This window comes from Variovorax sp. E3 (genome assembly GCF_016082275.1).
GTDB lineage: Bacteria > Pseudomonadota > Gammaproteobacteria > Burkholderiales > Burkholderiaceae_C > Variovorax.
This window is the reverse complement of record NZ_MOWM01000090.1, coordinates 1-22,467: the sequence shown is the minus strand read 5'-3', so window position 1 is coordinate 22,467 and position 22,467 is coordinate 1. Positions and strand designations below refer to the sequence as shown.

At 68.9% G+C, this 22,467-nt stretch carries 21 protein-coding genes and 3 pseudogenes; 13 read left to right on the top strand and 11 right to left on the bottom strand.

The window, feature by feature from the left end; all coding sequences use genetic code 11:
* Positions 1 to 71 precede the first annotated feature (71 nt).
* Positions 72 to 563, top strand: coding sequence for an Lrp/AsnC family transcriptional regulator (locus BMG07_RS25780; protein WP_198086924.1), 492 nt, complete (start codon positions 72 to 74; stop codon positions 561 to 563).
* A 13-nt stretch (positions 564 to 576) separates the two neighbouring features.
* On the opposite strand, the gene glmU is transcribed toward BMG07_RS25780, so the two are convergent.
* Complete coding sequence (gene glmU / locus BMG07_RS25775; RefSeq protein WP_198086923.1) at positions 577 to 2,004, bottom strand: bifunctional UDP-N-acetylglucosamine diphosphorylase/glucosamine-1-phosphate N-acetyltransferase GlmU; 1,428 nt, start codon at positions 2,002 to 2,004, stop codon at positions 577 to 579.
* Here glmU and BMG07_RS42775 point away from each other — a divergent pair.
* Positions 2,003 to 2,590 (top strand): annotated as a pseudogene (locus tag BMG07_RS42775) (DUF6279 family lipoprotein); the annotation flags it as partial. The gene glmU and the pseudogene BMG07_RS42775 overlap by 2 nt on opposite strands.
* 318 nt (positions 2,591 to 2,908) lie before the next feature.
* On the opposite strand, the gene BMG07_RS25765 reads toward BMG07_RS42775, so the two are convergent.
* On the bottom strand, positions 2,909 to 3,679 hold the full coding sequence (locus BMG07_RS25765) for a Crp/Fnr family transcriptional regulator (RefSeq protein ID WP_198086922.1): 771 nt from the start codon (positions 3,677 to 3,679) through the stop codon (positions 2,909 to 2,911).
* 90 nt (positions 3,680 to 3,769) lie between these two features.
* On the opposite strand from BMG07_RS25765, the gene BMG07_RS25760 reads away from it, so the two are divergent.
* Positions 3,770 to 4,174 carry a BLUF domain-containing protein gene (locus BMG07_RS25760; RefSeq protein WP_198086921.1) on the top strand — a complete coding sequence of 135 codons (405 nt, stop codon included), beginning with the start codon at positions 3,770 to 3,772 and terminating at the stop codon, positions 4,172 to 4,174.
* Between the two features lie 66 nt (positions 4,175 to 4,240).
* On the opposite strand, the gene BMG07_RS42770 is transcribed toward BMG07_RS25760, so the two are convergent.
* Complete coding sequence (locus BMG07_RS42770; RefSeq protein ID WP_307867068.1) at positions 4,241 to 4,492, bottom strand: DUF2917 domain-containing protein; 252 nt, start codon at positions 4,490 to 4,492, stop codon at positions 4,241 to 4,243.
* 245 nt (positions 4,493 to 4,737) lie between these two features.
* Between BMG07_RS42770 and BMG07_RS25750 the strand changes: the two genes are divergently transcribed.
* Positions 4,738 to 5,721, top strand: coding sequence for a LysR substrate-binding domain-containing protein (locus tag BMG07_RS25750; RefSeq protein WP_198086920.1), 984 nt, complete (start codon positions 4,738 to 4,740; stop codon positions 5,719 to 5,721).
* 26 nt (positions 5,722 to 5,747) lie between these two features.
* Here the strand turns inward: BMG07_RS25750 and BMG07_RS25745 are convergent, their stop codons facing one another.
* Positions 5,748 to 6,365, bottom strand: coding sequence for a 5-formyltetrahydrofolate cyclo-ligase (locus tag BMG07_RS25745; RefSeq protein WP_198086919.1), 618 nt, complete (start codon positions 6,363 to 6,365; stop codon positions 5,748 to 5,750).
* Positions 6,366 to 6,374: 9 nt separating this feature from the next.
* Here BMG07_RS25745 and BMG07_RS25740 point away from each other — a divergent pair, with 9 nt between their 5' ends.
* From BMG07_RS25740 to BMG07_RS25730, 3 genes are all read left to right on the top strand, one after another.
* Positions 6,375 to 8,405, top strand: a complete 2,031-nt coding sequence (locus BMG07_RS25740; protein WP_198086918.1) for a lytic transglycosylase domain-containing protein — start codon at positions 6,375 to 6,377, stop codon at positions 8,403 to 8,405.
* Positions 8,406 to 8,414: 9 nt separating this feature from the next.
* Positions 8,415 to 8,975 carry an MgtC/SapB family protein gene (locus tag BMG07_RS25735; protein ID WP_198086917.1) on the top strand — a complete coding sequence of 187 codons (561 nt, stop codon included), beginning with the start codon at positions 8,415 to 8,417 and terminating at the stop codon, positions 8,973 to 8,975.
* 105 nt (positions 8,976 to 9,080) lie between these two features.
* Positions 9,081 to 9,764 carry a glutathione S-transferase family protein gene (locus tag BMG07_RS25730; protein ID WP_198086916.1) on the top strand — a complete coding sequence of 228 codons (684 nt, stop codon included), beginning with the start codon at positions 9,081 to 9,083 and terminating at the stop codon, positions 9,762 to 9,764.
* A 24-nt stretch (positions 9,765 to 9,788) separates the two neighbouring features.
* On the opposite strand, the pseudogene BMG07_RS25725 reads toward BMG07_RS25730, so the two are convergent.
* Positions 9,789 to 10,513, bottom strand: a pseudogene (locus BMG07_RS25725) (OmpW family protein).
* Positions 10,514 to 10,677: 164 nt separating this feature from the next.
* Between BMG07_RS25725 and BMG07_RS25720 the strand changes: the two are divergent.
* The 4 genes and pseudogenes from BMG07_RS25720 to otsA all read left to right on the top strand — a co-directional run bounded on the left by BMG07_RS25720 (position 10,678) and on the right by otsA (position 16,081).
* Complete coding sequence (locus BMG07_RS25720; RefSeq protein ID WP_198086914.1) at positions 10,678 to 11,937, top strand: multifunctional CCA addition/repair protein; 1,260 nt, start codon at positions 10,678 to 10,680, stop codon at positions 11,935 to 11,937.
* An 82-nt stretch (positions 11,938 to 12,019) separates the two neighbouring features.
* Complete coding sequence (otsB, locus tag BMG07_RS25715; protein WP_198086913.1) at positions 12,020 to 12,826, top strand: trehalose-phosphatase; 807 nt, start codon at positions 12,020 to 12,022, stop codon at positions 12,824 to 12,826.
* Positions 12,823 to 14,699: pseudogene (locus BMG07_RS25710) on the top strand (glycoside hydrolase family 15 protein). Before otsB ends, BMG07_RS25710 begins: the two are co-directional and overlap by 4 nt.
* Positions 14,696 to 16,081 (top strand): alpha,alpha-trehalose-phosphate synthase (UDP-forming), encoded by a 1,386-nt coding sequence (gene otsA, locus BMG07_RS25705; protein ID WP_198086912.1) that lies wholly within the window; start codon positions 14,696 to 14,698, stop codon positions 16,079 to 16,081. Before BMG07_RS25710 ends, otsA begins: the two are co-directional and overlap by 4 nt.
* Positions 16,082 to 16,154: 73 nt before the next feature.
* Here otsA and BMG07_RS25700 read toward each other — a convergent pair whose 3' ends face one another.
* Entirely contained in the window at positions 16,155 to 16,493 is a 339-nt protein-coding gene (locus tag BMG07_RS25700) for a hypothetical protein (RefSeq protein ID WP_198086911.1), read from the bottom strand.
* A 181-nt stretch (positions 16,494 to 16,674) separates the two neighbouring features.
* Between BMG07_RS25700 and BMG07_RS25695 the strand changes: the two genes are divergently transcribed.
* Positions 16,675 to 18,192: a PLP-dependent aminotransferase family protein gene (locus BMG07_RS25695; protein WP_269759380.1), complete on the top strand. Its 1,518-nt coding sequence runs from the start codon at positions 16,675 to 16,677 to the stop codon at positions 18,190 to 18,192.
* On the opposite strand, the gene BMG07_RS25690 is transcribed toward BMG07_RS25695, so the two are convergent.
* The 3 genes from BMG07_RS25690 to hisN are packed head-to-tail and all read right to left on the bottom strand — an operon-like array spanning position 18,165 to position 20,115.
* Complete coding sequence (locus BMG07_RS25690; RefSeq protein WP_198086910.1) at positions 18,165 to 19,091, bottom strand: ROK family protein; 927 nt, start codon at positions 19,089 to 19,091, stop codon at positions 18,165 to 18,167. The two genes, BMG07_RS25695 and BMG07_RS25690, sit on opposite strands and share 28 nt — an antisense overlap.
* A 40-nt stretch (positions 19,092 to 19,131) precedes the next feature.
* Positions 19,132 to 19,326, bottom strand: coding sequence for a DUF2905 domain-containing protein (locus tag BMG07_RS25685; RefSeq protein WP_056509065.1), 195 nt, complete (start codon positions 19,324 to 19,326; stop codon positions 19,132 to 19,134).
* A 9-nt stretch (positions 19,327 to 19,335) separates the two neighbouring features.
* Positions 19,336 to 20,115 carry a histidinol-phosphatase gene (gene hisN, locus BMG07_RS25680; RefSeq protein ID WP_198086909.1) on the bottom strand — a complete coding sequence of 260 codons (780 nt, stop codon included), beginning with the start codon at positions 20,113 to 20,115 and terminating at the stop codon, positions 19,336 to 19,338.
* A 110-nt stretch (positions 20,116 to 20,225) separates the two neighbouring features.
* Here hisN and BMG07_RS25675 point away from each other — a divergent pair, with 110 nt between their 5' ends.
* Positions 20,226 to 20,621 carry a DUF5329 family protein gene (locus tag BMG07_RS25675; RefSeq protein ID WP_198086908.1) on the top strand — a complete coding sequence of 132 codons (396 nt, stop codon included), beginning with the start codon at positions 20,226 to 20,228 and terminating at the stop codon, positions 20,619 to 20,621.
* Between the two features lie 9 nt (positions 20,622 to 20,630).
* On the opposite strand, the gene BMG07_RS25670 is transcribed toward BMG07_RS25675, so the two are convergent.
* Both BMG07_RS25670 and BMG07_RS25665 read right to left on the bottom strand, forming a co-directional pair.
* Positions 20,631 to 21,500: an ABC transporter permease gene (locus BMG07_RS25670; RefSeq protein ID WP_198086907.1), complete on the bottom strand. Its 870-nt coding sequence runs from the start codon at positions 21,498 to 21,500 to the stop codon at positions 20,631 to 20,633.
* Between the two features lie 135 nt (positions 21,501 to 21,635).
* Positions 21,636 to 22,400: an ABC transporter ATP-binding protein gene (locus tag BMG07_RS25665; RefSeq protein ID WP_198086930.1), complete on the bottom strand. Its 765-nt coding sequence runs from the start codon at positions 22,398 to 22,400 to the stop codon at positions 21,636 to 21,638.
* Between the last annotated feature and the right edge of the window lie 67 nt (positions 22,401 to 22,467).

Here is a 22,467-nt window from a genome sequence, read left to right as displayed (position 1 = left end):
ATTCGATTGATTTCGGACTTTTATTTCTTACATTTTGTTGTTTGGATGTTTATTCCATAATTCCATTTAATATGGAATCAATCTCCCTGGATTCAACCGACCTGCGCCTGCTCGACGCCCTCCAGCGCGACGCCTCGCAGACCAACCAGCGGCTCGCCGCCGACGTGGGCATCTCCCCGCCGACCTGCCTGCGCCGCGTGCAGCGCCTGCGCGACGAAGGGCTCATCGAGCGCCAAATCGCGTTGCTGTCGCCCGACCGGCTGACCACGGTGCTGGGCCACGGCCTGCAGGCGGTGATCGAGATTTCACTGGACCGGCAGGACGCCGCGTCGCTCGACGCCTTCGAGGCGCGCGTGATCGCCGACGACGCGGTGCAGCAATGCTGGCGCGTGTCGCCCGGTCCGGACTTCGTGCTGGTCGTCGCGGCGCGCGACATGCCGGACTACGGCGCGCTCACGCAGCGCCTGTTCACGGCCGATGCGAACGTGCGCAACGTCAAGGCCTTCTTCAGCCTCAAGCGCGCCAAGTTCGAGCCCCGGGTGCCGCTGGCACCTCGGGCCTAGACAAAGAAGACCCTCAGGCCTTCGGCTTCTTCTGCGGGCGCTTCCAGTTCGCAAAGCTCACCTGCTTGGCGCGCGACACGGTCAGCGCGCCCGGCTCGGTCGACTTGTTGATGGTCGAGCCGCCGCCGATGGTGCCGCCCGCGCCCAGGGTGATGGGCGCCACCAGCACGCAGTTGCTGCCCACGTGCACGTCGTCGCCGATCACGGTGCGGTGCTTGTTGGCGCCGTCGTAGTTGGCGGTGATGGCGCCCGCCCCGTAGTTGACGCGCTCGCCCACGGTGGCGTCGCCCAGGTAGGCCAGGTGGTTGGCCTTGGCGCCCGCGGCCAGCGTGGAGTTCTTGACCTCGACGAAGTTGCCGATGTGCACCTCGGCGCCCAGTTGCGCGCCGGGCCGCAGCCGCGCGAACGGGCCGATGAGCGCGCCCGCGCCCACGGTCACGCCGGCCTTCTCGCCGTCGATGTGCGTGAACGGATGAATGACCGCGCCCGCGTCGATGCGCGCGTTGGCAATGACGCAGTTCGCGCCGATGCGCACGCCCTCGCCCAGCGACACCGTGCCTTCGAACACGCAGTTGACGTCGATCTCGACATCGGTCGCGCATTCGAGCGTGCCGCGCAGGTCGAAGCGCGCCGGGTCGGCCAGGCGCACGCCCTGCGCCATCAGCGCGTCGGCCTGACGCAGTTGCCAGGCGCGCTCGAGCGCCGCGAGCTGGGCCGGGCTGTTGATGCCGGCCACCTGCAGCGCGTCGGTCGTGATGTGCGCGACCACGGGCACGCCGTCGGCGGCCGCGAGCTTCACCACGTCGGTCAGGTAGTACTCGCCCTGCGCGTTCTTGTTGTCCAGCCGCGCGAGCCAGCCCTTGAGCAAGCGCGCGGGCACGGCCATGACGCCGCTGTAGATCTCGCGCACGGCGCGCTGGGCCTCGCTGGCGTCCTTGTGCTCGACCACGGCGGTCACGTCGCCGGCGGCGGCCGAGCGGATGACGCGGCCGTAGCCGGTGGGGTCGTCGAATTCGATGGTCAGCAGCGCCAGCCGCTGGCCCGCGCTGGCGGCGACGAGCGCGCGCAGCGTGTCTTCGCCGATCAGCGGCACGTCGCCCGAGAGCACGACCACCGTGCCGTCGTCGGGCAGCAGCGGCGCCGCCTGCAGCACGGCGTGGCCGGTGCCCAGCTGCGGCTCCTGGCGTGCGAAGCGCAGCGTGGCGCCGGCAATGCCGCCGGCCATGGCAGCCTCGACCTCGGCCGCGCCGTGGCCCGTGACCACCACCACGTCGCGCGCGCCGATGCGCCCGGCGGTGCCGGCCACATGCGCCAGCAGTGCGCGGCCGGCCAATCGATGCAACACTTTGGGCAGCCTGCTCTTCATGCGCGTGCCCTTGCCGGCGGCCATGATGACGATGTCGACCGGTCCCGGCGTGCTTTGTTGCGGAGTCTGATTCATGCGTTTTTCTTCCCGATTTCGTTGCGCGGCGATGGCGCGGATTATCGGCGTGCTGCTGCTGGCCGCCGCCCTCGGGGCCTGCAGCGCGATCAAGCTGGCCTACAACAACCTGCCGACCGTGAGCTATTGGTGGCTCGACGACTACCTGGACTTCGACAGCGAGCAGACCCCGAAGGTGCGCGACGAGCTCGCGCAGCTGCTGGCCTGGCACCGGCAGAACGAGCTGCCGCGCATCGCCTCGCTGCTGCAGGAAGCCCAGGCGCTGGCGCCGGGCGAGGTGACGCCGGCGCAGGTCTGCGCCATGGGCGATCGCATCCGCGAGCGCCTGCTGGCCGTGACCGAACGCGCCGAGCCCGCCGGCACCGAACTCGCGCTGAGCCTGACCGACGCCCAGTTGCAGCAGCTGGAACGCAAGTACGAAAAGAACAACGCCAGCTACCGCAAGGCATGGCTCGACCGCACGCCGGCGCAGGTGCAGGAGAAGCGCTACGACCAGTTCCTGGACCGCACCGAGGACTTCTACGGCCGCCTCAGCGCACAGCAGCGCGATCTGCTGAAGCAGCAGGTCGCGCAGTCGGTGTTCGACCCGCGCCTGGCCGACACCGAACGCCGCCATCGCCAGCAGGAGGCGCTGGTGCTGCTGCGCGGTTTTGTCGCCAACAAGCCCTCGCCCGTCGAGCGCGCGCCGCGCTGCATGCCTACATCCAGCGCATCGCCGAGCCGCCGCCGGGGCCGTGGCGCGACCAGCAGCAGGCGCTGCTGCAGGAAGGCTGCCGCAACACGGCCGTGCTGCACAACGGCACCAGCCCCAGCCAGCGCGCGCAGGCGGTGCGCCGGCTGCAGGCCTACCAGGACGATTTGCGCCAACTGGTGGCGGCGCGCTGAGGCGCTCGCGCGCTTGGGGTCAGATCAGCGGCGTGGGCCGCATCGGGCGCTCGAAGTAGTCGCCCAGCGTTTCGAGCGCGTGCGGCTCCATGATGCGCAGCCAGCCGGTGTCGATCTTGTAGAACCCCAGCCGCTGCAGCCGCCGCATCGTCTTGTTGGTGTGCACCAGCGACAGCCCCAGTGCATCGGCGATGTGCTGCTGGTTGAACGGAAACTCGACCCAGCCGTCGCGCACCATGCCCACGCGCTCGGCGCGGCGGTACAGGTGCATCAGCAGCATGGCCACGCGCTCGCCGGCGTTGCGCCGGCCGGCGGTGACGAGGTTGTCGTCCACCATCTTTTCCTCGCGCGCGGCGAGCCAGGTGATGTCGTAGCCCAGCTTGGGCTGGGCATGGAACAGGCCCCAGAGCCGGTCGCGCGAGAAGGCGCACAGCGTGACGTCGGTGACGGCCTCGATGCCGTGCGTCTGGCCGTCGGCGAACTCGTCCTGCAGGCCGATGAAGTCGCCGGGCAGCAGAAAGCTCAGGATCTGCCGGCGGCCGTCGCTCAGGGTCTTGTAGCGAAAGGCCCAGCCGGCATAGAGGGTGAACAGCTGCGGGCTGCGCCGGTGCTCGTCGACGATGGAACCGCCGGCCTCCACGCGCCGGGCGCCGACACGAAACGACTGGATGGTCTTGAGCTCTTCCTGCGACGAGGGAAGAAAGGCATCGAGCCGGCGCAATGCGCACTGGTCGCAAGGATTGACGCCCTGGGGGGGCGCGGCGGCGGCGGGATAGTCCTCGAATTTCACGCTTCACTATAGGCTTTTCGCCTGTGTCTTTTGACATTTCAACGCGTCGCCCGGGTGCCTAGACTGCGCACCGCCTTCCCTTCAAGACGCATGACAGAAGAACTACCGCTCTACGAAATCCTTTACTGCAGCACCCTGGCGCAGGACCTGCCGCCGCCGACCGTCGGCGCGATCGTCACGAGGGCCCGCGCGCGCAATGCCGAACAGGGCATCACCGGCCTGCTGGTCTTCGACGGCCAGCGTTTCTGCCAGCACCTGGAAGGGCCGCGCGAAGCCGTCGAGGCATTGATGGACCGGATCGCACAGGACCCGCGCCACGTGGAAGTCCGCATTGCCTACGAGGGCGCCCTGCACGGCCGCCGCTACGGCGGGTTCGGCCTGGGGCTGGCGGAAAGCGAAGGACCGCACCTGATGGCCGGCGTGCACGTGCTGGAGGGCCAGACCGCCCTGCTTCACTTTCTGGCGCTGCGCTCCAGCTTCGACATCAACGGCTGAGGCCGCTCCAGACGAAAAAAAGGCGGCCAAAGCCGCCTTTCGGTGTGCGCAGGGTGGACGGTCGGGTCAGGCGTTGTCCCAGCTGTAGGTCGCGCCGTAGCCGTCCCACGCTTCCATGACGATGCGCTGGCCCGCGGCCACCGACAGCGATTCGCCGGGTGCGAGCACCAGGTCTTCGCTGGGGTTGGCGAGCGTGGCGTCGGGCGTGACCCACACGCGGCCCTGCTTGACCCGCAGCACGCTGGCCGAACGCGCCTTCAGGCTCATCGCCTCGCCGGGGGCGATCTGCCAGGCGCCACGGCGAACGGCCGGCGGCACGGCGGCGGCGTGGTACGGGCGGAAACGGACAGGGACGAGAGCGATTCGGTGGTGCAGACGGCGGTGGACATGATATGGACTCCTGGGCTTGGCCGAAGCGCGTGACAGACAGAAGGTAATTGCGCAGTTCGGGAATGAATGATCGTTTCTATGCCGTTGGCAGTCCAATGAAAAGGAGGTAGCCTACTGATGCTGGTTTCGCATCAATCGCGCCAACCGCCAGACAGCCCCTCGACGTCACACTCATGCAACATTCGCAAACCCATCTGCGCTCCCGCCCGATCTCGGCCGGGCACCTGCGGGCCTTCGAGGCCGTGGCCCGGCACCTGAATTTCCGCGCCGCCGCCGAGGAAATGGCGCTGACCCAGTCGGCCGTGAGCCGGCAAATCCAGTCGCTGGAAGAAGAAGTGGGCGTGGCGCTGTTCCTGCGCCATACGCGGGCCGTGGAGCTCACCAGCGCGGGCGCGCAGCTGCTGCTGGCGGTGCAGCAGTCGCTGCCGCGCATCGACATGGCGGTACGGCAGATCCGCCAGAGCGCGGGGCGCAAGAGCGTGTCGCTGACCACTTTTGCCTCGTTCGCGTCGATGTGGCTGATTCCGCGGCTCGAGGCCTTCCAGCGCGACAACCCCGAAATCGACATCCGCATCGACGCCAGCGACGTGGCGGTCGACCTCGAGGTGGCCGACGTCGACATCGCGCTGCGCTACGGCCCGCGCGAGGTCATGCCGGCGGGCGCCGTGCGGCTGTTCGGCGAAACGCTGACGCCGGTGGCCAGCCCGTGGCTGCTGAAGAGCAGCCCGCCCATCAAGACGCCGGCCGACATCACCCGCTTCACGCTGATCGAGGCCGGCGACGCCCACCGCACGCACCTGGAATGGCTGACCTGGCGCCGCTGGTTCGAGGTCAACGGCCAGGAGCGCGCCCAGCCCAGGCGCTGGCTCTATTTCAACTACGCCTACCAGATGGTGCAGGCGGCCCTCACCGGGCAGGGCGTGACGCTGGCGCGCAGCTCGCTGATTGCCGAGAGCCTGGCCAACGGCGACCTGGTCGAGGTGCTGCCGCAGCACCGCATGGACTCGCCGATGTCCTACTGGCTCATTGCCGGCCCGCGCAACGCGCTGCGGCCCGAGATCAAGGCCTTCTGGGACTGGCTGCAGGTGCAGGCCATCACCACGCGCGAGACCATCGGCGAGGTGCCCGACCCGGACACGGTCGACAACATCGACTGAGCCCGGGGCGGCTCAGCCCGCCGCGTTCAGCTGGTCGGCCAGACCACGCCGTTGTCGTTCAGGATGGCGTCCAGCGGCAGGTCGTGCGACTCGGGCTCGAAGTCTTCCAGGAAGCCGTTGGTGAAACCCAGCCCCACCGTGAACGGCCGCGGCTCCAGCGCCGCCAGCGTGCGGTCGTAGAAACCGCCGCCGTAGCCCAGCCGGTAGCCGCCCGCGCTGTAGCCCACGCAGGGCACGAACAGCAGGGTCGGCACGATCAGCTCGGTGTCCTTGGGCTTGGGAATGCCGTAGGCGTCTTCTTCCATCTGGCAGCCCGGGTACCAGGCATGGAAGGTCAGGGTCTTGTGAACTTTGTCGATCACCGGCAGTCCGATGCGACGGCGCTGGGCCTCTTCCATCAGCTCGCCGTCTTCCTTCCAGCGATGCAGCGCGGGCAGCGGATCGAACTCGCCCTTGATCGGCCAGTAGGCGCCGATCACGGTGTCGGGCCGGCCGACCAGCCAGATCCGCATCACGCGTTGCAGGAGATCGGCCCGCGCCAGGCGGTCGGGCAGTGCCAGTCGCTGCTCGATCAGTGCTTTTCGCAGCTGATCCTTAAGAAAACTCGCGGTCGCCGAGGTGTCGGCATCCTTTGACTTGTCCATAATCCCCCGATGCAGTTCCCAAGCATTTTGGCACCCAAGCGCCGCCGTCCGCGCAGCGCAACCCCCGCACTCGTTTTTTCCGCTGTTCTGGCCCTCGCCGCGTTGCTTTCGCAGCAACCCGCCGCCGCGCAGAGCAACACCAACGACGACGTGCTCCTCCAGATGAAGCAGGCCTTCCAGCGCGGCGACAAGGCCCGCCTGTCGGCCCTGCTGCCGCAAGCACGCGGACACGCACTGGAACCTTGGGCCGCCTACTGGGAACTCAAGGCGCGCCTGCAGGAAGCCTCGCCCAACGAGGTGCAGGACTTCTTCGCGCGCTACCCCGGCACTTACCAGGAAGACCGCCTGCGCAACGACTGGCTGCTGCTCACGGGCCAGCGCCGCGACTGGGACAACTTCTCCGCCGCCATCACGGGCTTTCGCATGGGCGACGACGCGCAGGTGCGCTGCTACGCCACGCTGGTCGACGCCCTGCGCACCGGCACCGCCACGCAAGCCCAGGCCGACGAAATACGCCGCAACTGGTTCGCCCAGAAGGACGCCGACGACGGCTGCCTCACGGCCGCCGACCGCATGGTGGCCGCGCGCCTCATGACGCCGGCCGACGCCTGGAAGAAGGCGCGCCTGGCCATGGAAGCCAACCGCGCGCAGGCCGCGCGCGGCGCCGTCACCATCGCCGCGCCCGACGCGCTGCCCCTGTTCGAGGAGCTGAACGCCAGCTCCGCCAAGTTCCTGACCGGCCGCGCCTTCGTGGCCGCCAAGTCGCGCAAGGAACTGGTGGTGCTCGCGCTCATCAAGGTCGCCATGGCCGACCCCGACCTGGCCGCCTCGCAGCTCGACAGCAAGTGGGGCCCGATGCTTTCCGCCGAAGAGCGCAACTGGCTCTGGGGCACCATCGGCCGCCAGGCCGCGAGCAAGCTGTCGCCGCAGGCCGGCGGCTACTTTGCCAACGTCACCAAGAACAGCGACCTGTCGGACGACATGCTCGGCTGGCGCGTGCGCGCCGCCCTGCGCGCCGGCCAGTGGAAAGAGGTGGCGCCCGCCATCAACGCCATGAGCGAAACCACCCAGCTCGACCCGACCTGGGTCTACTGGAAGGGCCGCGCGCTGGCCAGCGAACGCAGCGAAGAGCGCCGCGCCCAGGCCCGCGACCTCTACCAGAGCATCGCCGGCTCGCGCGGCTTCTACGAAATGCTGGCGCTCGAAGAGCTGGGCCAGCGCACCGTGGTGCCCACGCGCCCCGCCCCGCTCACGCCCGAAGAAAAAGCCGCCGCGCGCGCCAACCCGGGCCTGGCCCGCGGCCTGTATGCCATCGCGATCGGCATGCGGCCCGAGGGCACGCGCGAGTGGAACTACGCCACCAACCTGCACGACAAGGGCGGCATGGACGACCGCGCCCTGCTGGCCGCCGCCGACTTCGCCTGCCAGCGCGAGGTGTGGGACCGCTGCATCAACACCAGCGAGCGCACCAAGGGCGTGGTCGACGTGGAGCAGCGCTTTCCCATGCCCTTCCACGACACGGTGCTGCGCAAGAGCCAGGACATCGGCCTGGACCCGGCCTACGTCTACGGCCTGATCCGCCAGGAAAGCCGCTTCATCATGGACGCGCGCTCGGGCGTCGGCGCCTCGGGCCTGATGCAGGTCATGCCCGCCACCGCGCGCTGGACGGCCCGCAAGATCGGCCTGACCGACTTCTCGCCCAACCAGATCAACGACCGCGAGACCAACATCACCATCGGCACCAACTACCTGAAGCTGGCGCTCGACGACTTCGACGGCTCCATGGCGCTGGCCGCCGCGGCCTACAACGCCGGCCCGGGCCGCCCGCGCAACTGGCGCAACGGCCCGGTCCTCGACGCCGCCATCTGGGCCGAGAACGTGCCGTTCAGCGAAACGCGCGACTACGTGAAGAAGGTGCTGGCCAACACCACCAACTACGCGGCCATCATCAGCGGCCGGCCGCAGTCGCTCAAGGAGCGCCTGGGCCGCGTGGGCCCGCGCGACGCCGCCGATCCCGAACCGAGCAAGGACCTGCCCTGAGCTGGCCCGATGAGCTGGCGCGACGAAGTCCTGGACACCATCGCGTCCGAGTTCTCGGACGTGACCGACATCGCGCAGCTCACGCGCATCGTGCTGCGCCTCACGCTCGCCGCGGCACTGGGCTTCGTGCTCGGCTTCGAGCGCGAGCAGGCGGGCAAGGCGGCCGGCGTGCGCACGCACATGCTGGTGGCCATCGGCTCGGCGATGTTCGTGCTGATTCCGCAGCAGACCGGCATCGTGCCGGCCGACATGAGCCGCGTGATCCAGGGGCTGGTGGCGGGCGTGGGCTTCCTGTGCGCGGGCACCATCCTCAAGCAGGGCAAGGACGAGAGCCACGTGCAGGGCCTGACCACCGCCGCCGGGCTGTGGATGACCGCCGCCATCGGCATGGCCTGCGGCCTCGGGCGCGAAGCCACCGCCCTGCTGAGCGCGCTGCTGGCGCTGGCCGTGCTGTCGCTGGTGCCGCGCCTCGTGGGCCTGATCGAACGCGTGGCCGGCGCGCCGAAGGACGACGGCAAGGGCGCCGCGCCGCACGTGATCGCATCGCCCGACGACACGCCCGGCCGCTGAGCGCGCGGGCGCATCAATTCGCCGCGCGTTCCTCATCAATCGGGCCGTGCCGCGCGGCTAGCATCGACAACTTTTCACTCAACTGAACGCCCCCGGGAGGCCCTCATGCGCAAGCTCTACATCGGCAACAAGAATTACTCGTCGTGGTCCATGCGTCCCTGGGTGCTGATGAAGCAGGCCGGCATTCCCTTCGAGGAAGTGATGGTGCGCTTCGACTCCTTCGACGCCGATTCGAAGTTCAAGGGCGTCATCTCCGCGCTCAACCCGGTGGCCAAGGTGCCGGTGCTGGCCGACGGCGAACTCGTGATCTGGGACACGCTGGCCATCGCCGAATACCTGGCCGAGACCTTTCCCGAGAAGCAGCTGTGGCCCCGCGACGCGGCCCTGCGGGCACGCGCGCGCAGCGTGTGCGCCGAGATGCATTCGGGCTTCGGCGGCCTGCGCGGCCATTGCGGCATGAACGTCGAGGCCTCGCTGCCCGAAGTGGGCGCAAGGCTGATGAAGGAAGTGCCCGAGGTCGGCAGCGACCTCGCGCGCATCGTGCAGATGTGGAGCGGCCTGCTCGAGGCACACGGCGGCCCGATGCTGTTCGGCGAATTCAGCATCGCCGACGCCTACTTCGCGCCCATCGGCACGCGCATCAAGACCTACGGCTTGCCCGTGCCGCCGCACATCACGGCCTACATCGAGCGGGTGCAGGCGTTGCCGGGCGTCAAGGCCTGGATCGACGAAGCGCTGGCGGAGAAAGACTTCCTGCAGTTCGAAGAGCCCTACCGCACGGGGCGATAAGGTCTTCGAAGCAGGTGGGGCGGATCAGAAGCGGTAGGTTGCCGCCAGGTACGTGACGATCGGGTTCAGCTTCAGGCTGGCCTGGCTCGTGGCCACGGGCAGGCCGGTGACCGTGGTGGTCGTGAGCTTTGCCGTGGTCTTCAGCGGGATGTACGACACCGAGAACGACACGCCCCAGTGCTTGTCGAACTGGTAGGCCACGCCGGCGTTGAGCACGGGCGCGAACTTGCTGTCGAGCTTGGCCGTGGTGTTCACGCCGAACGGCGACACGTGGAACTGCGACGCCAGGGCGCTTTGCAGGTTCGACGTGAGGTTGACGTCGCTGTACCAGACGTAGGTGGCACCCACGCCCACGAACGGACGGAACGCCGAGTTGCTGTCGTTGAAGAAATACTTGCCCAGGATGGTCGGGCTCCACTGGCGGGCCTCGCCCAGTTGGCCGACGCGGCCCAGCGTGCCGGTGCCGTTGAGCTTGAACTTCGGCGGCACGCCGAACACGCCTTCCACCGCCCAGTTGCTGTCCAGGAAGTAGGTGGCGTTCAGGCCCAGGGTGTCGGAGTCGCTCACGCTGGCGCCCGAGCCGGGGAGCACCGCCGGAATCGGCGAGGTCACGGTCAGGGGCTTGCTCGAGTCCTGCGGCGACAGGTGGAACCAGCCCGTGCCGATGACCCAGTCACCGGCCTTCTGAGCCATCGCACTGCCGGACGCCAGGCGCCCAGGGCTGCCAGCGCGAACATTGTTTTCTTCATGATGTGAAAAGCTCCTTTGGTTGAAAAATCCCTCTGCGGATGCGGGCGCCGGCTTGTGACTGCCGTTGAAATCCGCCGTCTCGACGAACGAATGCCCGGTCTGCAACAAATATTATCGAACGACCGTTCTTTTTTGGAGTGGGGAGTATCCCTACACTGCACTCATGAAGATTTTTCTCGTTGGTGGTGCCGTGCGCGACCGGCTGCTGGGCCGGCCTGTGTCCGACCACGACTGGCTGGTGGTGGGCGCCACGCCCGAAGCCATGGTGGCCGGCGGCTACCTGCCCGTGGGGCGCGACTTTCCGGTGTTCCTGCACCCCGAAACGCGCGAGGAATACGCGCTGGCCCGCACCGAACGCAAGAGCGCGCCCGGCTACCGCGGCTTCACGGTGCACGCCTCGCCCGACGTCACGCTGGAGCAGGACCTCGCCCGCCGCGACCTGACCGTCAACGCCATTGCGCTGCCGGCCGAACGGGTGAGCGCCGACGGCGGCTTCGACCCCACGCCCGGCACGCTGGCCGACCCCTTCCACGGCCAGCGCGACCTGCGCGACAAGGTGCTGCGCCACGTGACCGACGCCTTCCGCGAAGACCCGGTGCGTATCCTGCGCGTGGCGCGTTTCGCCGCCCGCTTCCACGACTTCAGCGTGGCGCCCGAGACCCTGGCGCTGATGCGCGAGATGGTCGCGGCCGGCGAGGTCGATGCGCTGGTGCCCGAGCGCGTGTGGCAGGAGCTGTCGCGCGGCCTGGCCGAAGCCAGGCCGTCGCGCATGTTCGAGGTGCTGCGCGACTGCGGTGCGCTGGCCGTGCTGCTGCCCGAGGTCGACCGGCTCTGGGGCGTGCCGCAGCGCGCCGAGCACCACCCCGAGGTCGACACCGGCGTGCACCTGATGATGGTGCTCGACACCGCCGCGCGGCTGCAGGCCCCGCTGCCGGTGCGCTTCGCCTGCCTGATGCACGACCTCGGCAAGGGCACCACGCCCGCCGACGTGCTGCCGCGCCACCCCGATCACGAGGCGCGCAGCGTCGCGCTGCTGCAGCAGGTGTGCGAGCGCTGGCGCGTGCCGGTGGACATTCGCGAGCTGGCCGAGGTGGTGGCGCGCGAGCATGGCCACATCCACGGCAGCGGCGCGCTCGACGCGGCGGGCCTGGTGCGCCTGCTGGAGCGCTGCGACGCCTTCCGCAAGCCCGCGCGCTTCGCTCAGGCACTGCTGGCTTGCGAGTGCGACGCGCGCGGCCGGCTCGGCTTCGAGGACGCGGCCTATCCGCAGCGCGCGCGCCTGCTCGCGGTGCTGGCCACCGCAACCGCCGTGCCCACCGACGTGGTGGCGCGCGCCGCACAGCAGGCCGGCGCCACGGGGCCGAAGATCGGCGAGGCGATCCACAAGGCGCGCGTCGACGCCGTCGCGGCATCGCCGGCCTGAAAGCGAAAGCGCCCCCGACCCCGCCGCACGTCAGCCTTTGGCCGACACGGGCCGCGCATTGCCCGTGTTATGGTTTTTCCCAATGCCAAAGTCCTCCAGCAACTTGCAGTTGCCTCCTCCGTTGGGCCGGGACGCAGCCCTCTTTCTCGACTTCGACGGTACGCTGGTCGGGCTCGCGCCCACGCCTGAAGCCATCGAGATTCCCCCTGCCCTCGTCCCTCTCCTGAGCGACCTGCGTGACCTGCTCGGCGGCGCCCTCGCCGTGGTGTCGGGCCGCCAGATCGATTCCATCGACCGCTTCCTTGCGCCGCTGCGCCTGCCCGCGGCCGGCGAGCACGGCGTGCAGCGCCGCGACGCCAAGGGCCACATGCAGGAGCAGCGCGCGCCCGACCTCCTGCCCATCCTGGACATCGCCAACGAGCTCGCACGCGTGCACGAAGGCCTGCTGGTGGAGCGCAAGCACGCCGCCATCGCCCTGCACTACCGACTCGCGCCGCAGCTCGAGGCCGTGTGCCGCGACGCCATGTCGCGCGCCATCGCGCACGACCCGCAGCTGGAGCTCATGCACGGCAAGTTCGTGTTCGAGGTCAAGCCCGCGGGCATCAACAAGGGCATCGCCATCGATGCCTTCATGACCGAGGCGCCGTTCGCGGGCCGCACACCCGTGTTCCTGGGCGACGACACCACCGACGAGAGCGGCTTTGCCATCGTGCAGCCGCGCGGCGGCATTGCCGTGAAGGTCGGCTCGGGGCCCAGCCTGGCGCTGCACCGCCTCGAATCGCCCCGCGCGGTCTACGAATGGCTGGTGCAGGCACGCGACCTGCTGGCAGCTCCCCCGGCACCCGCCGACAAGACACCCCCCACCGAATCCCCGAGGAGCCCCGGATGAGCGAACAACAACTGTCGACGGCGCCCAAAGACCACGCCGACGCGGCCCGCATCGCGCAGGCCCGTGGCACGCGCGGCTTCGCGCCGCCGGCCGAGCCCTCGCTGAATGTCGGCGTGATCGGCAACTGCGCCTACAGCGCGCTCATCGACGCGCGCGGCCGCGCCGTGTGGTGCTGCCTGCCGCGCTTCGACGGCGACCCGGTGTTCAACGCGCTGCTGCATCCCGGTGAAGACGCGGGTGCGTGGAGCATCGACATCGAGGACTTCGCCGAGGCCAAGCAGTGGTACGAGCCGAACACCGCCGTGCTGCGCACGCAGCTGTTCGACAGCGCGGGCCAGGGCATCGAGATCACCGACTTCGCACCGCGCTTCTACAGCCGCTCGCGCTACTTCCGTCCGCTGATGATGGTGCGCCGCGTGCGCCCGATTGCCGGCGCGCCGCGCATCCGCGTGTCGCTCGATCCGCGCTTTCAATGGGGCGGCTCGGCGCCGGTGGAGGTACGCGCGGCAGCAACCACATCCGCTACGTCGGCCCCGACGTCACGTTGCGGCTGAACACCGACGCGTCGATCTCGCACATCCTCTCGCGCCAGCCCTTCGTGCTTTCGCGCGAATACAACTTCATGTTCGGCGTGGACGAGACGCTGACCGACGGCATTGCCGACACGGCGCGCAAGTTCGAGCAGGAGACCATTTCTTATTGGCGCACCTGGAGCAAGCGCCTGGCCATTCCCTTCGAGTACCAGGACGCGGTGATCCGCGCGGCCATCACACTGAAGCTCTCGCTGTACGAAGACACGGGCGCCATCGTCGCGGCCATGACCACCAGCATCCCCGAGGCGCCGGGCAGCCAGCGCAACTGGGACTACCGCTACTGCTGGCTGCGCGATGCCTTCTTCGTGGTGCGCGCGCTCAACTCGCTGAGCGAGGTCGGCACGATGGAAGACTACCTGCGCTGGCTCGGCAACGTGGTGATCGGCTCGCACGGCGAGCACATCCAGCCGCTGTACGGCATCGGGCTGGAGCGCGAGCTGCCCGAGTCCTTTGTCGACGGCCTGCCGGGCTACCGCGGGATGGGCCCGGTGCGCGTGGGCAACCAGGCGCAGGAGCACTTCCAGCACGACGTGTACGGCAACATCGTGCTCGGCGCGGCGCAAGCCTTTCATGACCACCGGCTGCTGAGCCGCGCGGGGCTGGCGGAGTTTCCGCACCTGGAGGCGGTGGGCGAGCAGGCGGTGCGCGTGTACGGCACGCCCGACGCCGGCATGTGGGAGCTGCGCACGCGCGCCCGCGTGCACACCAGCTCGGCGCTGATGAGCTGGGCCGCCTGCGACCGGCTCGCCAAGATCGCGCGCCGGCTCGAGCTGCCCGAGCGCGCCGCCTACTGGCACGGCCACGCCGCGCGCATGAAGGAAGAAATTCTTGCCAAGTCGTGGTGCGAGGAGCGCCAGGCTTTCGCCGAGAGCTTCGGCGGCCACGAGCTGGACGCAAGCATCCTGCTGATGGTCGAGGTGGGCCTGATCGACGCGCGCGACCCGCGCTTCATCTCCACCGTCGACGCCATGGAGAAGTCGCTGTGCGACGGCCCGTACATGCGCCGCTACGAGGCGGCCGACGACTTCGGCAAGCCCGAGACGGCCTTCAACATCTGCACCTTCTGGCGCATCGACGCGCTCGCCAAGATCGGCCGCAAGGCCGAGGCGCGCCAGATCTTCGAGACCATGCTCGCGGCGCGCAACCCGCTGGGCCTGCTGTCGGAAGACACGCACCCGGTCACCGGCGAGATGTGGGGCAACTTTCCGCAGACCTATTCGATGGTCGGCATCATCAACGCGGCCGTGCGCCTGTCCGCGCCTTGGGACTCCGCCATATGAGCCGGCTCGTCGTCATTTCCAACCGCGTGGCCGATCCGCGCAAGCCTGCGGCCGGCGGCCTGGCCGTGGCGCTGGGCGAAAGCCTGCAGCAAAGCGGCGGCCTGTGGTTCGGCTGGAGCGGGCAGATCGTCGAGGGCGGCCCGACCGGCGAAGGCGAGCTGCACAAGCAGCAGGCCGGCAAGGTCACGCTGGCCACCATCGACCTGAGCCGCGAAGACCACGACGCCTACTACCTGGGCTACAGCAATGACGTGCTGTGGCCGGTGTTCCACAACCGCCTGGACCTGGCGCACTTCGACGCCGGCTTCATCGGCGGCTACCGGCGCGTGAACCAGCTGTTCGCGCGCAAGCTGCTGCCGCTGCTGCAGGACGACGACATCATCTGGGTGCACGACTACCACCTGATTCCGCTGGCGGCCGAGCTGCGCGCCATGGGCTGCAAGCAGCGCATCGGTTTCTTCCTGCACATTCCGCTGCCGCCGCAGATCATCATCGCGGCCATTCCGCAGCACGAGTGGCTGATGCGCTCGCTGTTCGCCTACGACCTGATCGGCTTCCAGGCCCAGCAGGACGTGCAGCACTTCGAGCACTACGTGCGCAACGAGGCCCACGGCCAGTACCTGGGCGACGACATGTACCGCGCCTACGGACAGACGGTGCGCTGCAGCGCCTTCCCGATCGGCATCGACGTGGACGAGTTCGCGGCGCTCACGCATGCGAAGGAATCGCGCGACATGTACGAGACCATGAAGCGCGAGTATTCGCAGCGACGGCTGCTGCTGGGCATCGACCGGCTCGACTACTCCAAGGGCATTCCGCAGCGCGTGCGCGCGTTCCGCGAGCTGCTGGCGCACTACCCCGAGAACCGGCGCAGCGCCACGCTCATACAGATCGCCTCGCCCACGCGCGAGACGGTCGATGCCTACGGCGACATCCGGCGCGAGCTGGAGTCGCTGTGCGGCGCGATCAACGGCGACTACGGGGAGCTCGACTGGATGCCGGTGCGCTACATCCACCGGATGGTGGCGCGCAAGCGCGTGCCGGGGCTGTGCCGCGCGGCGGCCGTGGGGCTGGTGACGCCGCTGCGCGACGGCATGAACCTCGTGGCCAAGGAATACATCGCCGCGCAGGACCCGGCCGACCCGGGGGTGCTGGTGCTGTCGCGATTCGCGGGTGCGGCCGAGCAATTGAAAGAAGCGCTGCTGGTGAACCCGTACGACACGCACGGCACGGCCGAGACGGTTCAGCAGGCGCTGCACATGCCGCTGGAAGAGCGACGCGAGCGGCACCAGAAACTGCTGTCGCGCATTCGCGAGCAGGACATCCATTGGTGGCGCCGGACCTTTCTCGATGCGCTGCGTGAGGCGGCCAGCGAGCGTTGATCTCGTCGTTGTGGGTCGGGCGTTGTTCAGGGCGCACTCACGCCGACGGGGTGCTCTGCTCGGTAACGGCCCCTCACCGGCCGGTAAGCAGCCGCACAAAGCGCATCACCGGCCGCGACGTCTTCTGTTCAGGCACGGCAGCCAAGGCAGCCGCCGGCGCATGAACCCGCAGATGCGCCGGCCTCAGCGCCGACACCTCGATCCAGCCGCCGTGCGGCAGATGATGCGTATCGCCTTCGTCGAGCACCGTCTGCGCCGTGAACACCGTGTCGCCGAACCAGCCGGGCGGAGACATCACCCGCACCCGGCCCTCGGCCACTTGCAGCCACGTGCCGGCGTCGACGGCGGTGCGCAGGGACTGGCCCGGCTCCAGGGTGACGGAAGCAGGGGCGGAAGAGAGCGTGGTGATCATGGCGTGCCTTCGGAAAAGCGGTGGGTCGGGCACTCATCGTAGGAATTCGGCCGCCTGAAAAACAGGCACACGCCGTAGCTATTGCGACCGGAACAGCCGGGCCGCGCATGCATCTGTTATGGTGCTTTTACCGGCCAACTGCATCTGTTTTCCAACACCCGAACGGGGGAACATCGACCCCATGGACTCGCTCCCGCTTTACCGCCAGCTTTCCGCCCACTACGTGGACGCGATCCACACCGGCTCGCTCAAGCAGGGCGACAAGCTGCCATCGCTGCGCAGCCTGATGCGGCTGCACGACATCAGCCTGTCGACCGCGCTGCAGGTCTGCCGCGCGATGGAAAGCGACGGCTGGGTCGAGGCGCGCGACCGTTCGGGGTACTTCGTGCGGCGCCCGCAACGCATGGCCATCGCGCCGATGGAAGAGCCAGTGGCCGACGTGCCGCCCGATCCGGCGCAGTTCGTGAGCATGCGCGAGCGCATGGCCAACTTCATGGCGCGCGGACGGCACACGGGCGTGAAGCTCAACTTCGCCATTGCCCGCGCGGCGCCCGAGCTGTACCCGGCCGAGGCGCTGCGCAACTCGATGACGCGCGCGCTGCGCCAGCGGCCCGATCTGCTGACTACCGCCTCGTCGCAGAAGGGCCATCTGCAGTTTCGCGAAGCCGTGGCGCAGCGCAACCTGCGCATCGGCATGACGGTCGCGCCCGACGACGTGCTCGTCACCAACGGCTGCATCGAGGCGCTGAACCTCGCGCTGCGCGCCGTGGCCAAGCCGGGCGACACGGTGGCGGTGGAGTCCCCCACCTTCTACGGCCTGCTGCAGGTGCTCGAGAGCCTGGGCATGCGCGCGCTGGAGATTCCGACCAGCCCGCAGACCGGCATCTCCATCGAGGCGCTCGACCTGGCCATTCACACCTACGACGACATCAAGGCCGTGGTGGTGGTGCCGCACCTGCAGAACCCCATCGGCAGCGTGATGCCCGACGCCCACAAGCAGCGGCTGGTGCACCTGTGCGAGAGCCACGGCATCGCGGTGGTCGAGGACGACACCTACAGCGACCTCGTCGAGAGCGACACGCCGCTGCGCGCGGTGAAGTCGTGGGACCGCACGGGCAACGTCATCTACTGCGCGTCGCTGCACAAGGTGCTGGCGCCGGGGCTGCGGCTGGGCTGGATCACGGCCGGACGCTGGCACGCGCAGGTGGAAATGCTCAAGTACGCGCAGACCCGCAACAACGAGGCGCTGGCGCAGATCGCGGCGGGCGAGTTCATCGCGGGCGGCGCCTACGACCGGCACCTGCGCCGGCTGCGCGAGCGGCTGCATGTGCAGCGCGACCAGACGGCGGACGCCATTGCCCGGTATTTTCCGCAGGGCACGCGGCTGAACCTGCCGCGCGGCGGGCTGCAGCTGTGGGTGGAGTTGCCGCAGCGGCTGTCGTCGGTCGCGGTGTTCGACGCGGCGCTGCGCGAGCACATGCTGGTGGCGCCGGGGGCGCAGTTCTCGAACTCGTCGCGCTTCGACCACTACCTGCGCATCAACTGCGGCTGGCCGTATTCCGATGCGGTCGATGCCGGACTGCGCCGGCTGGGGCAGATCGTGGCGGAAGGCTGCGGCGCGGCAGCAGCAGCGCCGCCGGCCAACGCCGCGCGGCGCAAGGCGCCCTCGACTCAGTCGAGCAGCGCCAGGGCCGCGTAGTCGCCGACTTTGTCGCCGAGGCCGGCGGGGACCAGCAGCACGCCACGGGTCAGCGGCAGCAGCTTGCCGTCGATCTGCGCCTGCAGCCGCGGCAGCACGAAGTCGCTGTTGTGCGAGAACACGCTGCCGCCCAGGCTGATGCGCTGCAGGTCGAGCGTGATGACCATGTTGTAGAGCATGCGCCCGACGATGCGGCACAGGGCCTCGGCGGTCTCAAGCGCCTGTGGTTCGCCCGCCGCGGCGGCGCTGAAAAGTTCGGCCGCCGATTGGCCGAAGCGATGCGCGATCGAACTGCCGCTCACCAGCGCCTCGACGTCGCCGTAGTTGCCGCAGCCGCACAACGCGCCGCTGGCGTCGTCGACCACGAAGCTGTGGCCCGCATGGCCGGCGTTGCCGTTCTTGCCGCGCAGCGCGCGGCCGTCGACGCAAAGGCCCACGCCCACCCCGGTGCTCCAGGTGGCGTAGGCGCAGTTGTCCAGCCCCTGGAGCGCCCCCCAGTGGCGCTCGGCTTCCAGCGCGGCGACGGCGTCGTTCTCGACGCGCACGCTGCCGAAGCGCTTGACCAGCGGGGCCTCGACGATGGCGGTCATCCACGAATTGGGCAGGCCGCGCGAGGGCCCGGCGATGCCGCCGCAGATGTTGGGCGTGGCCAGTTCGACCAGTCCGTCGTGCAGCTCGAACGGCCCCGTGGACGACACGCCCACGCGATCGACCGTCGCCGGATCGACCCCCTGCTCCGCACACACCTCTTCGATCATCCGGATGATCTGCACCGCGACGGCGTCGTTGTCGCCCGTCTTCGCGGTGGGTTCGCTGCGCCGGCCGATCAGCGGCGCGTCGCTCGAGGGGGAAAGGCTCACGGCCACCTTGGTGCCGCCGATGTCTACGCAGGCTCTCATTGCGGGGTTCTTCTCTTTCAGGTCAGGCAAGGCAACGCGGCTACAGCAGGCGCGCGACCAGCGCCGCGATCATGCTGAGCACCACGGTGCTGGCGATCGGCAGCTGCCACTCGCGGCCGAAGGCGCGGAACTCGAAATCGCCGGGCAGCCGTCCGAAGCCGAAACGGCGCAGCCAGGCGGTCAGCCCGCTCATGAGCACCAGTGCAAGGACGACGACGATCAGCCAGCGGAACATGCCGACAGTCTAGGCCGAGAGCATGGCCATCGCTTGTCGGTGAAGTTCGGGCGTTGCGGCGGCAATGACCCTGCCGTCGGACTTCAGGCCCAGCGGCTGGCCCTGCCAGTCGGTGATGACGCCGCCGGCCGCCTCGATCAGCCCGGCCGGGCCGAGGTAGTCATAAGGCTGCAGGCCGGTCTCGACCACGAGGTCGATGGTGCCGCCCGCCAGCTGGGCGTAGCCGTAGCAGTCGCCGCCGAAGCGGCGCATGGCGCACTGGCGGCTGAGCTTGTCGAAGGCGGCCCAGTCGGCGGGCGCGAAGATGTCGGGCGAGGTGGTGACGATGCGGGCCTGGGCCACGTCGGTGCAGCCGCTCACGCGCACCGGCTGGCCGTCGCGCGTGGCGCCCTTGCCGGCCTGGCCAATCCAGCGCTCCTTGAGCACCGGCATGTCGACCATGCCCAGCACCACGCGCCCACCCTGCAGCACGCCGATCAGCGTGCCCCACAGCGGCGAGCCGGTGATGAAGCTGCGGGTGCCGTCGATCGGGTCGAGCACCCAGACGCGTTCGGCGTCGAGCCGCTCGGGGCCGTGCTCTTCGCCGTAGATGCCGTCGGCCGGCACGCGGGCGCCCAGGATCTGGCGCATGGCGGTCTCGGCGGCGCGGTCGGCCAGGGTGACGGGGCTTTCGTCGGCCTTGGTGATGATGTCCAGCGGCGTACGGAAATAGTGCATCGACTGGGCGGCGGCGGCATCGGCCAGCGCTTCGGCGATCGGCGAGAGGTCGGGAGAAGAAGAACTACGCATGGGAAAGTGGAAACGCGTGCCAAAACCTTCGATTAGACCCGAGCGGCGCGGGTTTGACACCGCAGGGGGTGTCGCCCTAGCATGGCCCGGAAATTGCCCCTTTTGAACGAATGGCCTCATTCAAGCTCCTGCGCGCCGCGCTGCTGTCCCTCTGCCTGGGCGCGTGCGCCCTGCTGGCGCACGCCACCCCGTCCGCCGCGGAGGACAAGCTGATCGACACGCTGATACAGCGCGTGTCGAAGATGTCGGCCATGGTCTTCCTGCGCAACGGCAGCGAGTACAACGCGTCCGATGCCGCCAAGCATATGCAGGCCAAGTACGACTACTTCAAAAAGGAACTGGTCACGGCGGAGGACTTCATCGAGCGCTGCGCCTCGCGCTCCGAAATGACCGGGCAGGCCTACAAGGTGAAGCTCGACGGCGGCACCGTGCGGGACGCCAACGAGTTCCTCAACAGCGAACTGCGCGCATTGCGGCAGGGCGCCGCGAAGAAGTCCAGCGGCTGAACGAAGAAATCAGCGCTGCTGGCCCCAGCGGCGCACCGTCAGGCGCTCCAGCGTCTTGAAGCCCAGGCTTTCGACCAGCAGGCCGATCAGCACCACCATCGCAAGGCCCGCGAACACGCGGTCGGTGTAGAGCTCGTTGCGGTTCTGGAAGATGTACCAGCCCAGGCCGCCCTTGCCCGACGAAGCGCCGAACACGAGTTCGGCCGCGATCAGCGTGCGCCACGCAAAGGCCCAGCCGATCTTCAGCCCCGAGAGAATCGACGGCAGCGCGGCCGGCACCAGGATCTGCAGCACGTAGCGCAAGCCCTTGAGGCCGTAGTTGCGCCCGGCCATGCGCAGCGTTTCGGGCACGCCCTGAAAGCCCGCATAGGTGTTGAGCGCCAGCGGCCACAGCACCGAGTGGATCAGCACGAACACCAGGCTGCCGCGCCCCAGCCCGAACCACAGCAAGGCCAGCGGCAGCAGCGCGATGGCGGGCAGCGGGTTGAACATCGAAGTCAGCGTGTCCAGCAGGTCGCGGCCAATCTGCGTCGACACCGCGAGCGTGGTGAGCGCAAAGGCCAGCAGCACGCCGGCCAGGTAGCCCTGGAGCAGCACCGCGAGCGAGATGCGCACCTTCTCGACCAGCTCGCCGCTCGCGAGGCCTTCGACCAGCGCGCGCGCCGTGGCGGTGAAAGTGGGCAGCAGCAGGTCGTTGTCTTGCCAACGCGCCGCGAGCTCCCAGAGCACCGCGATGACGACAAGGATCAACCCCTTGCGCAGCCAGGCCTGCGACCAGATGCGCGCGCCCAGCGGCAGCGTGCGTTCGACGGGCAATGCGGTGAAGGGCTCGAGCGTGCGCTCGTACTCGGGGCGGATGGGCGGCGTAAGAATGCTCATGGAGTATGGCTCCTTCCCCCTCTGGGGGAAGGCTGGGATGGGGGCAAGCGGCGGTCGATGAGCGACGGCAATGGATACGCCGCTGGCCCCCACCCCTGCCCTCCCCCGGAAGGGGAGGGAGAAAGACGGGGCTCGTCATGCAATGGCCTCGGGCTCTTCCTCGAACAGCATGTCGTGGATGCGCTGCGCCGTGCCCTGGAATTCCGCACCGCCCAGGCTCTCGAGCGAAAAGCCGTGGCTGTTGATCTCCGCACGCATGCGCCCCGGGTGCGGCGACAGCAGCGCGATGCGGTTGCCCACCACCAGCGCTTCCTCGATCGAGTGCGTGACGAACACCAGCGTGAAGCGCACCTCGTCCCACAGCGCGAGCAGCTCCTGCTGCATCTTGCGGCGCGTGAGCGCGTCGAGCGCGGCAAAGGGCTCGTCCATCAGCAGCACGCGCGGCTGCATCGCAAGCGCCCGGGCGATCGCCACGCGCTGCTTCATGCCGCCCGAGAGTTGATGCGGATGCACGTCGGCGAACTTCGAGAGGCCGACCTTGTCGAGGTAGTGCAGCGCGCGTTCGGCGGCCTCCTTCTTGCCGAGTGTGCGGGAGGCAAGCAGCGGGAACATCACGTTCTGCTTCACCGTCTTCCACGGCGGCAACTGGTCGAACTCCTGGAACACGACGATGCGGTCGGGACCGGGCTGCGTCACGCGCTCGCCGTCGAGACGGATCTCGCCTTCGACCGGCGGGATGAAACCGCCCACGGCCTTCAGCAGCGTGGACTTGCCGCAACCCGAGGGGCCGAGCAGCACGAAGCGGTCGGCGGCGTGCACGTCGAAGCTCACGCGGTGCGTGGCACGGACGACGCGTTCGGGGGTGCGGTATTCGAGGCTGACGTTGTCCACTTGCAGCAGCGGCGCCGTGTCTTGCTCCCTCCCCTCCCGGGGGAGGGCTGGGGTGGGGGCAGACGGCGCTTGCTTC

Coding starts and splice junctions, on each gene's coding strand:
- BMG07_RS25695 (WP_269759380.1), top strand. CDS start 16,675: ATGGACTCGCTCCCGCTTTACCGCCAGCTTTCCGCCCACTACGTGGAC.
- BMG07_RS25735 (WP_198086917.1), top strand. CDS start 8,415: ATGAGCTGGCGCGACGAAGTCCTGGACACCATCGCGTCCGAGTTCTCG.
- glmU (WP_198086923.1), bottom strand. CDS start 2,004: ATGAATCAGACTCCGCAACAAAGCACGCCGGGACCGGTCGACATCGTC.
- BMG07_RS25730 (WP_198086916.1), top strand. CDS start 9,081: ATGCGCAAGCTCTACATCGGCAACAAGAATTACTCGTCGTGGTCCATG.
- BMG07_RS25685 (WP_056509065.1), bottom strand. CDS start 19,326: ATGTTCCGCTGGCTGATCGTCGTCGTCCTTGCACTGGTGCTCATGAGC.
- otsA (WP_198086912.1), top strand. CDS start 14,696: ATGAGCCGGCTCGTCGTCATTTCCAACCGCGTGGCCGATCCGCGCAAG.
- BMG07_RS25690 (WP_198086910.1), bottom strand. CDS start 19,091: ATGAGAGCCTGCGTAGACATCGGCGGCACCAAGGTGGCCGTGAGCCTT.
- BMG07_RS25670 (WP_198086907.1), bottom strand. CDS start 21,500: ATGAGCATTCTTACGCCGCCCATCCGCCCCGAGTACGAGCGCACGCTC.
- BMG07_RS25745 (WP_198086919.1), bottom strand. CDS start 6,365: ATGGACAAGTCAAAGGATGCCGACACCTCGGCGACCGCGAGTTTTCTT.
- BMG07_RS25720 (WP_198086914.1), top strand. CDS start 10,678: ATGAAGATTTTTCTCGTTGGTGGTGCCGTGCGCGACCGGCTGCTGGGC.
- BMG07_RS25780 (WP_198086924.1), top strand. CDS start 72: ATGGAATCAATCTCCCTGGATTCAACCGACCTGCGCCTGCTCGACGCC.
- BMG07_RS25760 (WP_198086921.1), top strand. CDS start 3,770: ATGACAGAAGAACTACCGCTCTACGAAATCCTTTACTGCAGCACCCTG.
- BMG07_RS25675 (WP_198086908.1), top strand. CDS start 20,226: ATGGCCTCATTCAAGCTCCTGCGCGCCGCGCTGCTGTCCCTCTGCCTG.
- otsB (WP_198086913.1), top strand. CDS start 12,020: ATGCCAAAGTCCTCCAGCAACTTGCAGTTGCCTCCTCCGTTGGGCCGG.
- BMG07_RS25700 (WP_198086911.1), bottom strand. CDS start 16,493: ATGATCACCACGCTCTCTTCCGCCCCTGCTTCCGTCACCCTGGAGCCG.
- BMG07_RS25750 (WP_198086920.1), top strand. CDS start 4,738: ATGCAACATTCGCAAACCCATCTGCGCTCCCGCCCGATCTCGGCCGGG.
- BMG07_RS25740 (WP_198086918.1), top strand. CDS start 6,375: ATGCAGTTCCCAAGCATTTTGGCACCCAAGCGCCGCCGTCCGCGCAGC.
- hisN (WP_198086909.1), bottom strand. CDS start 20,115: ATGCGTAGTTCTTCTTCTCCCGACCTCTCGCCGATCGCCGAAGCGCTG.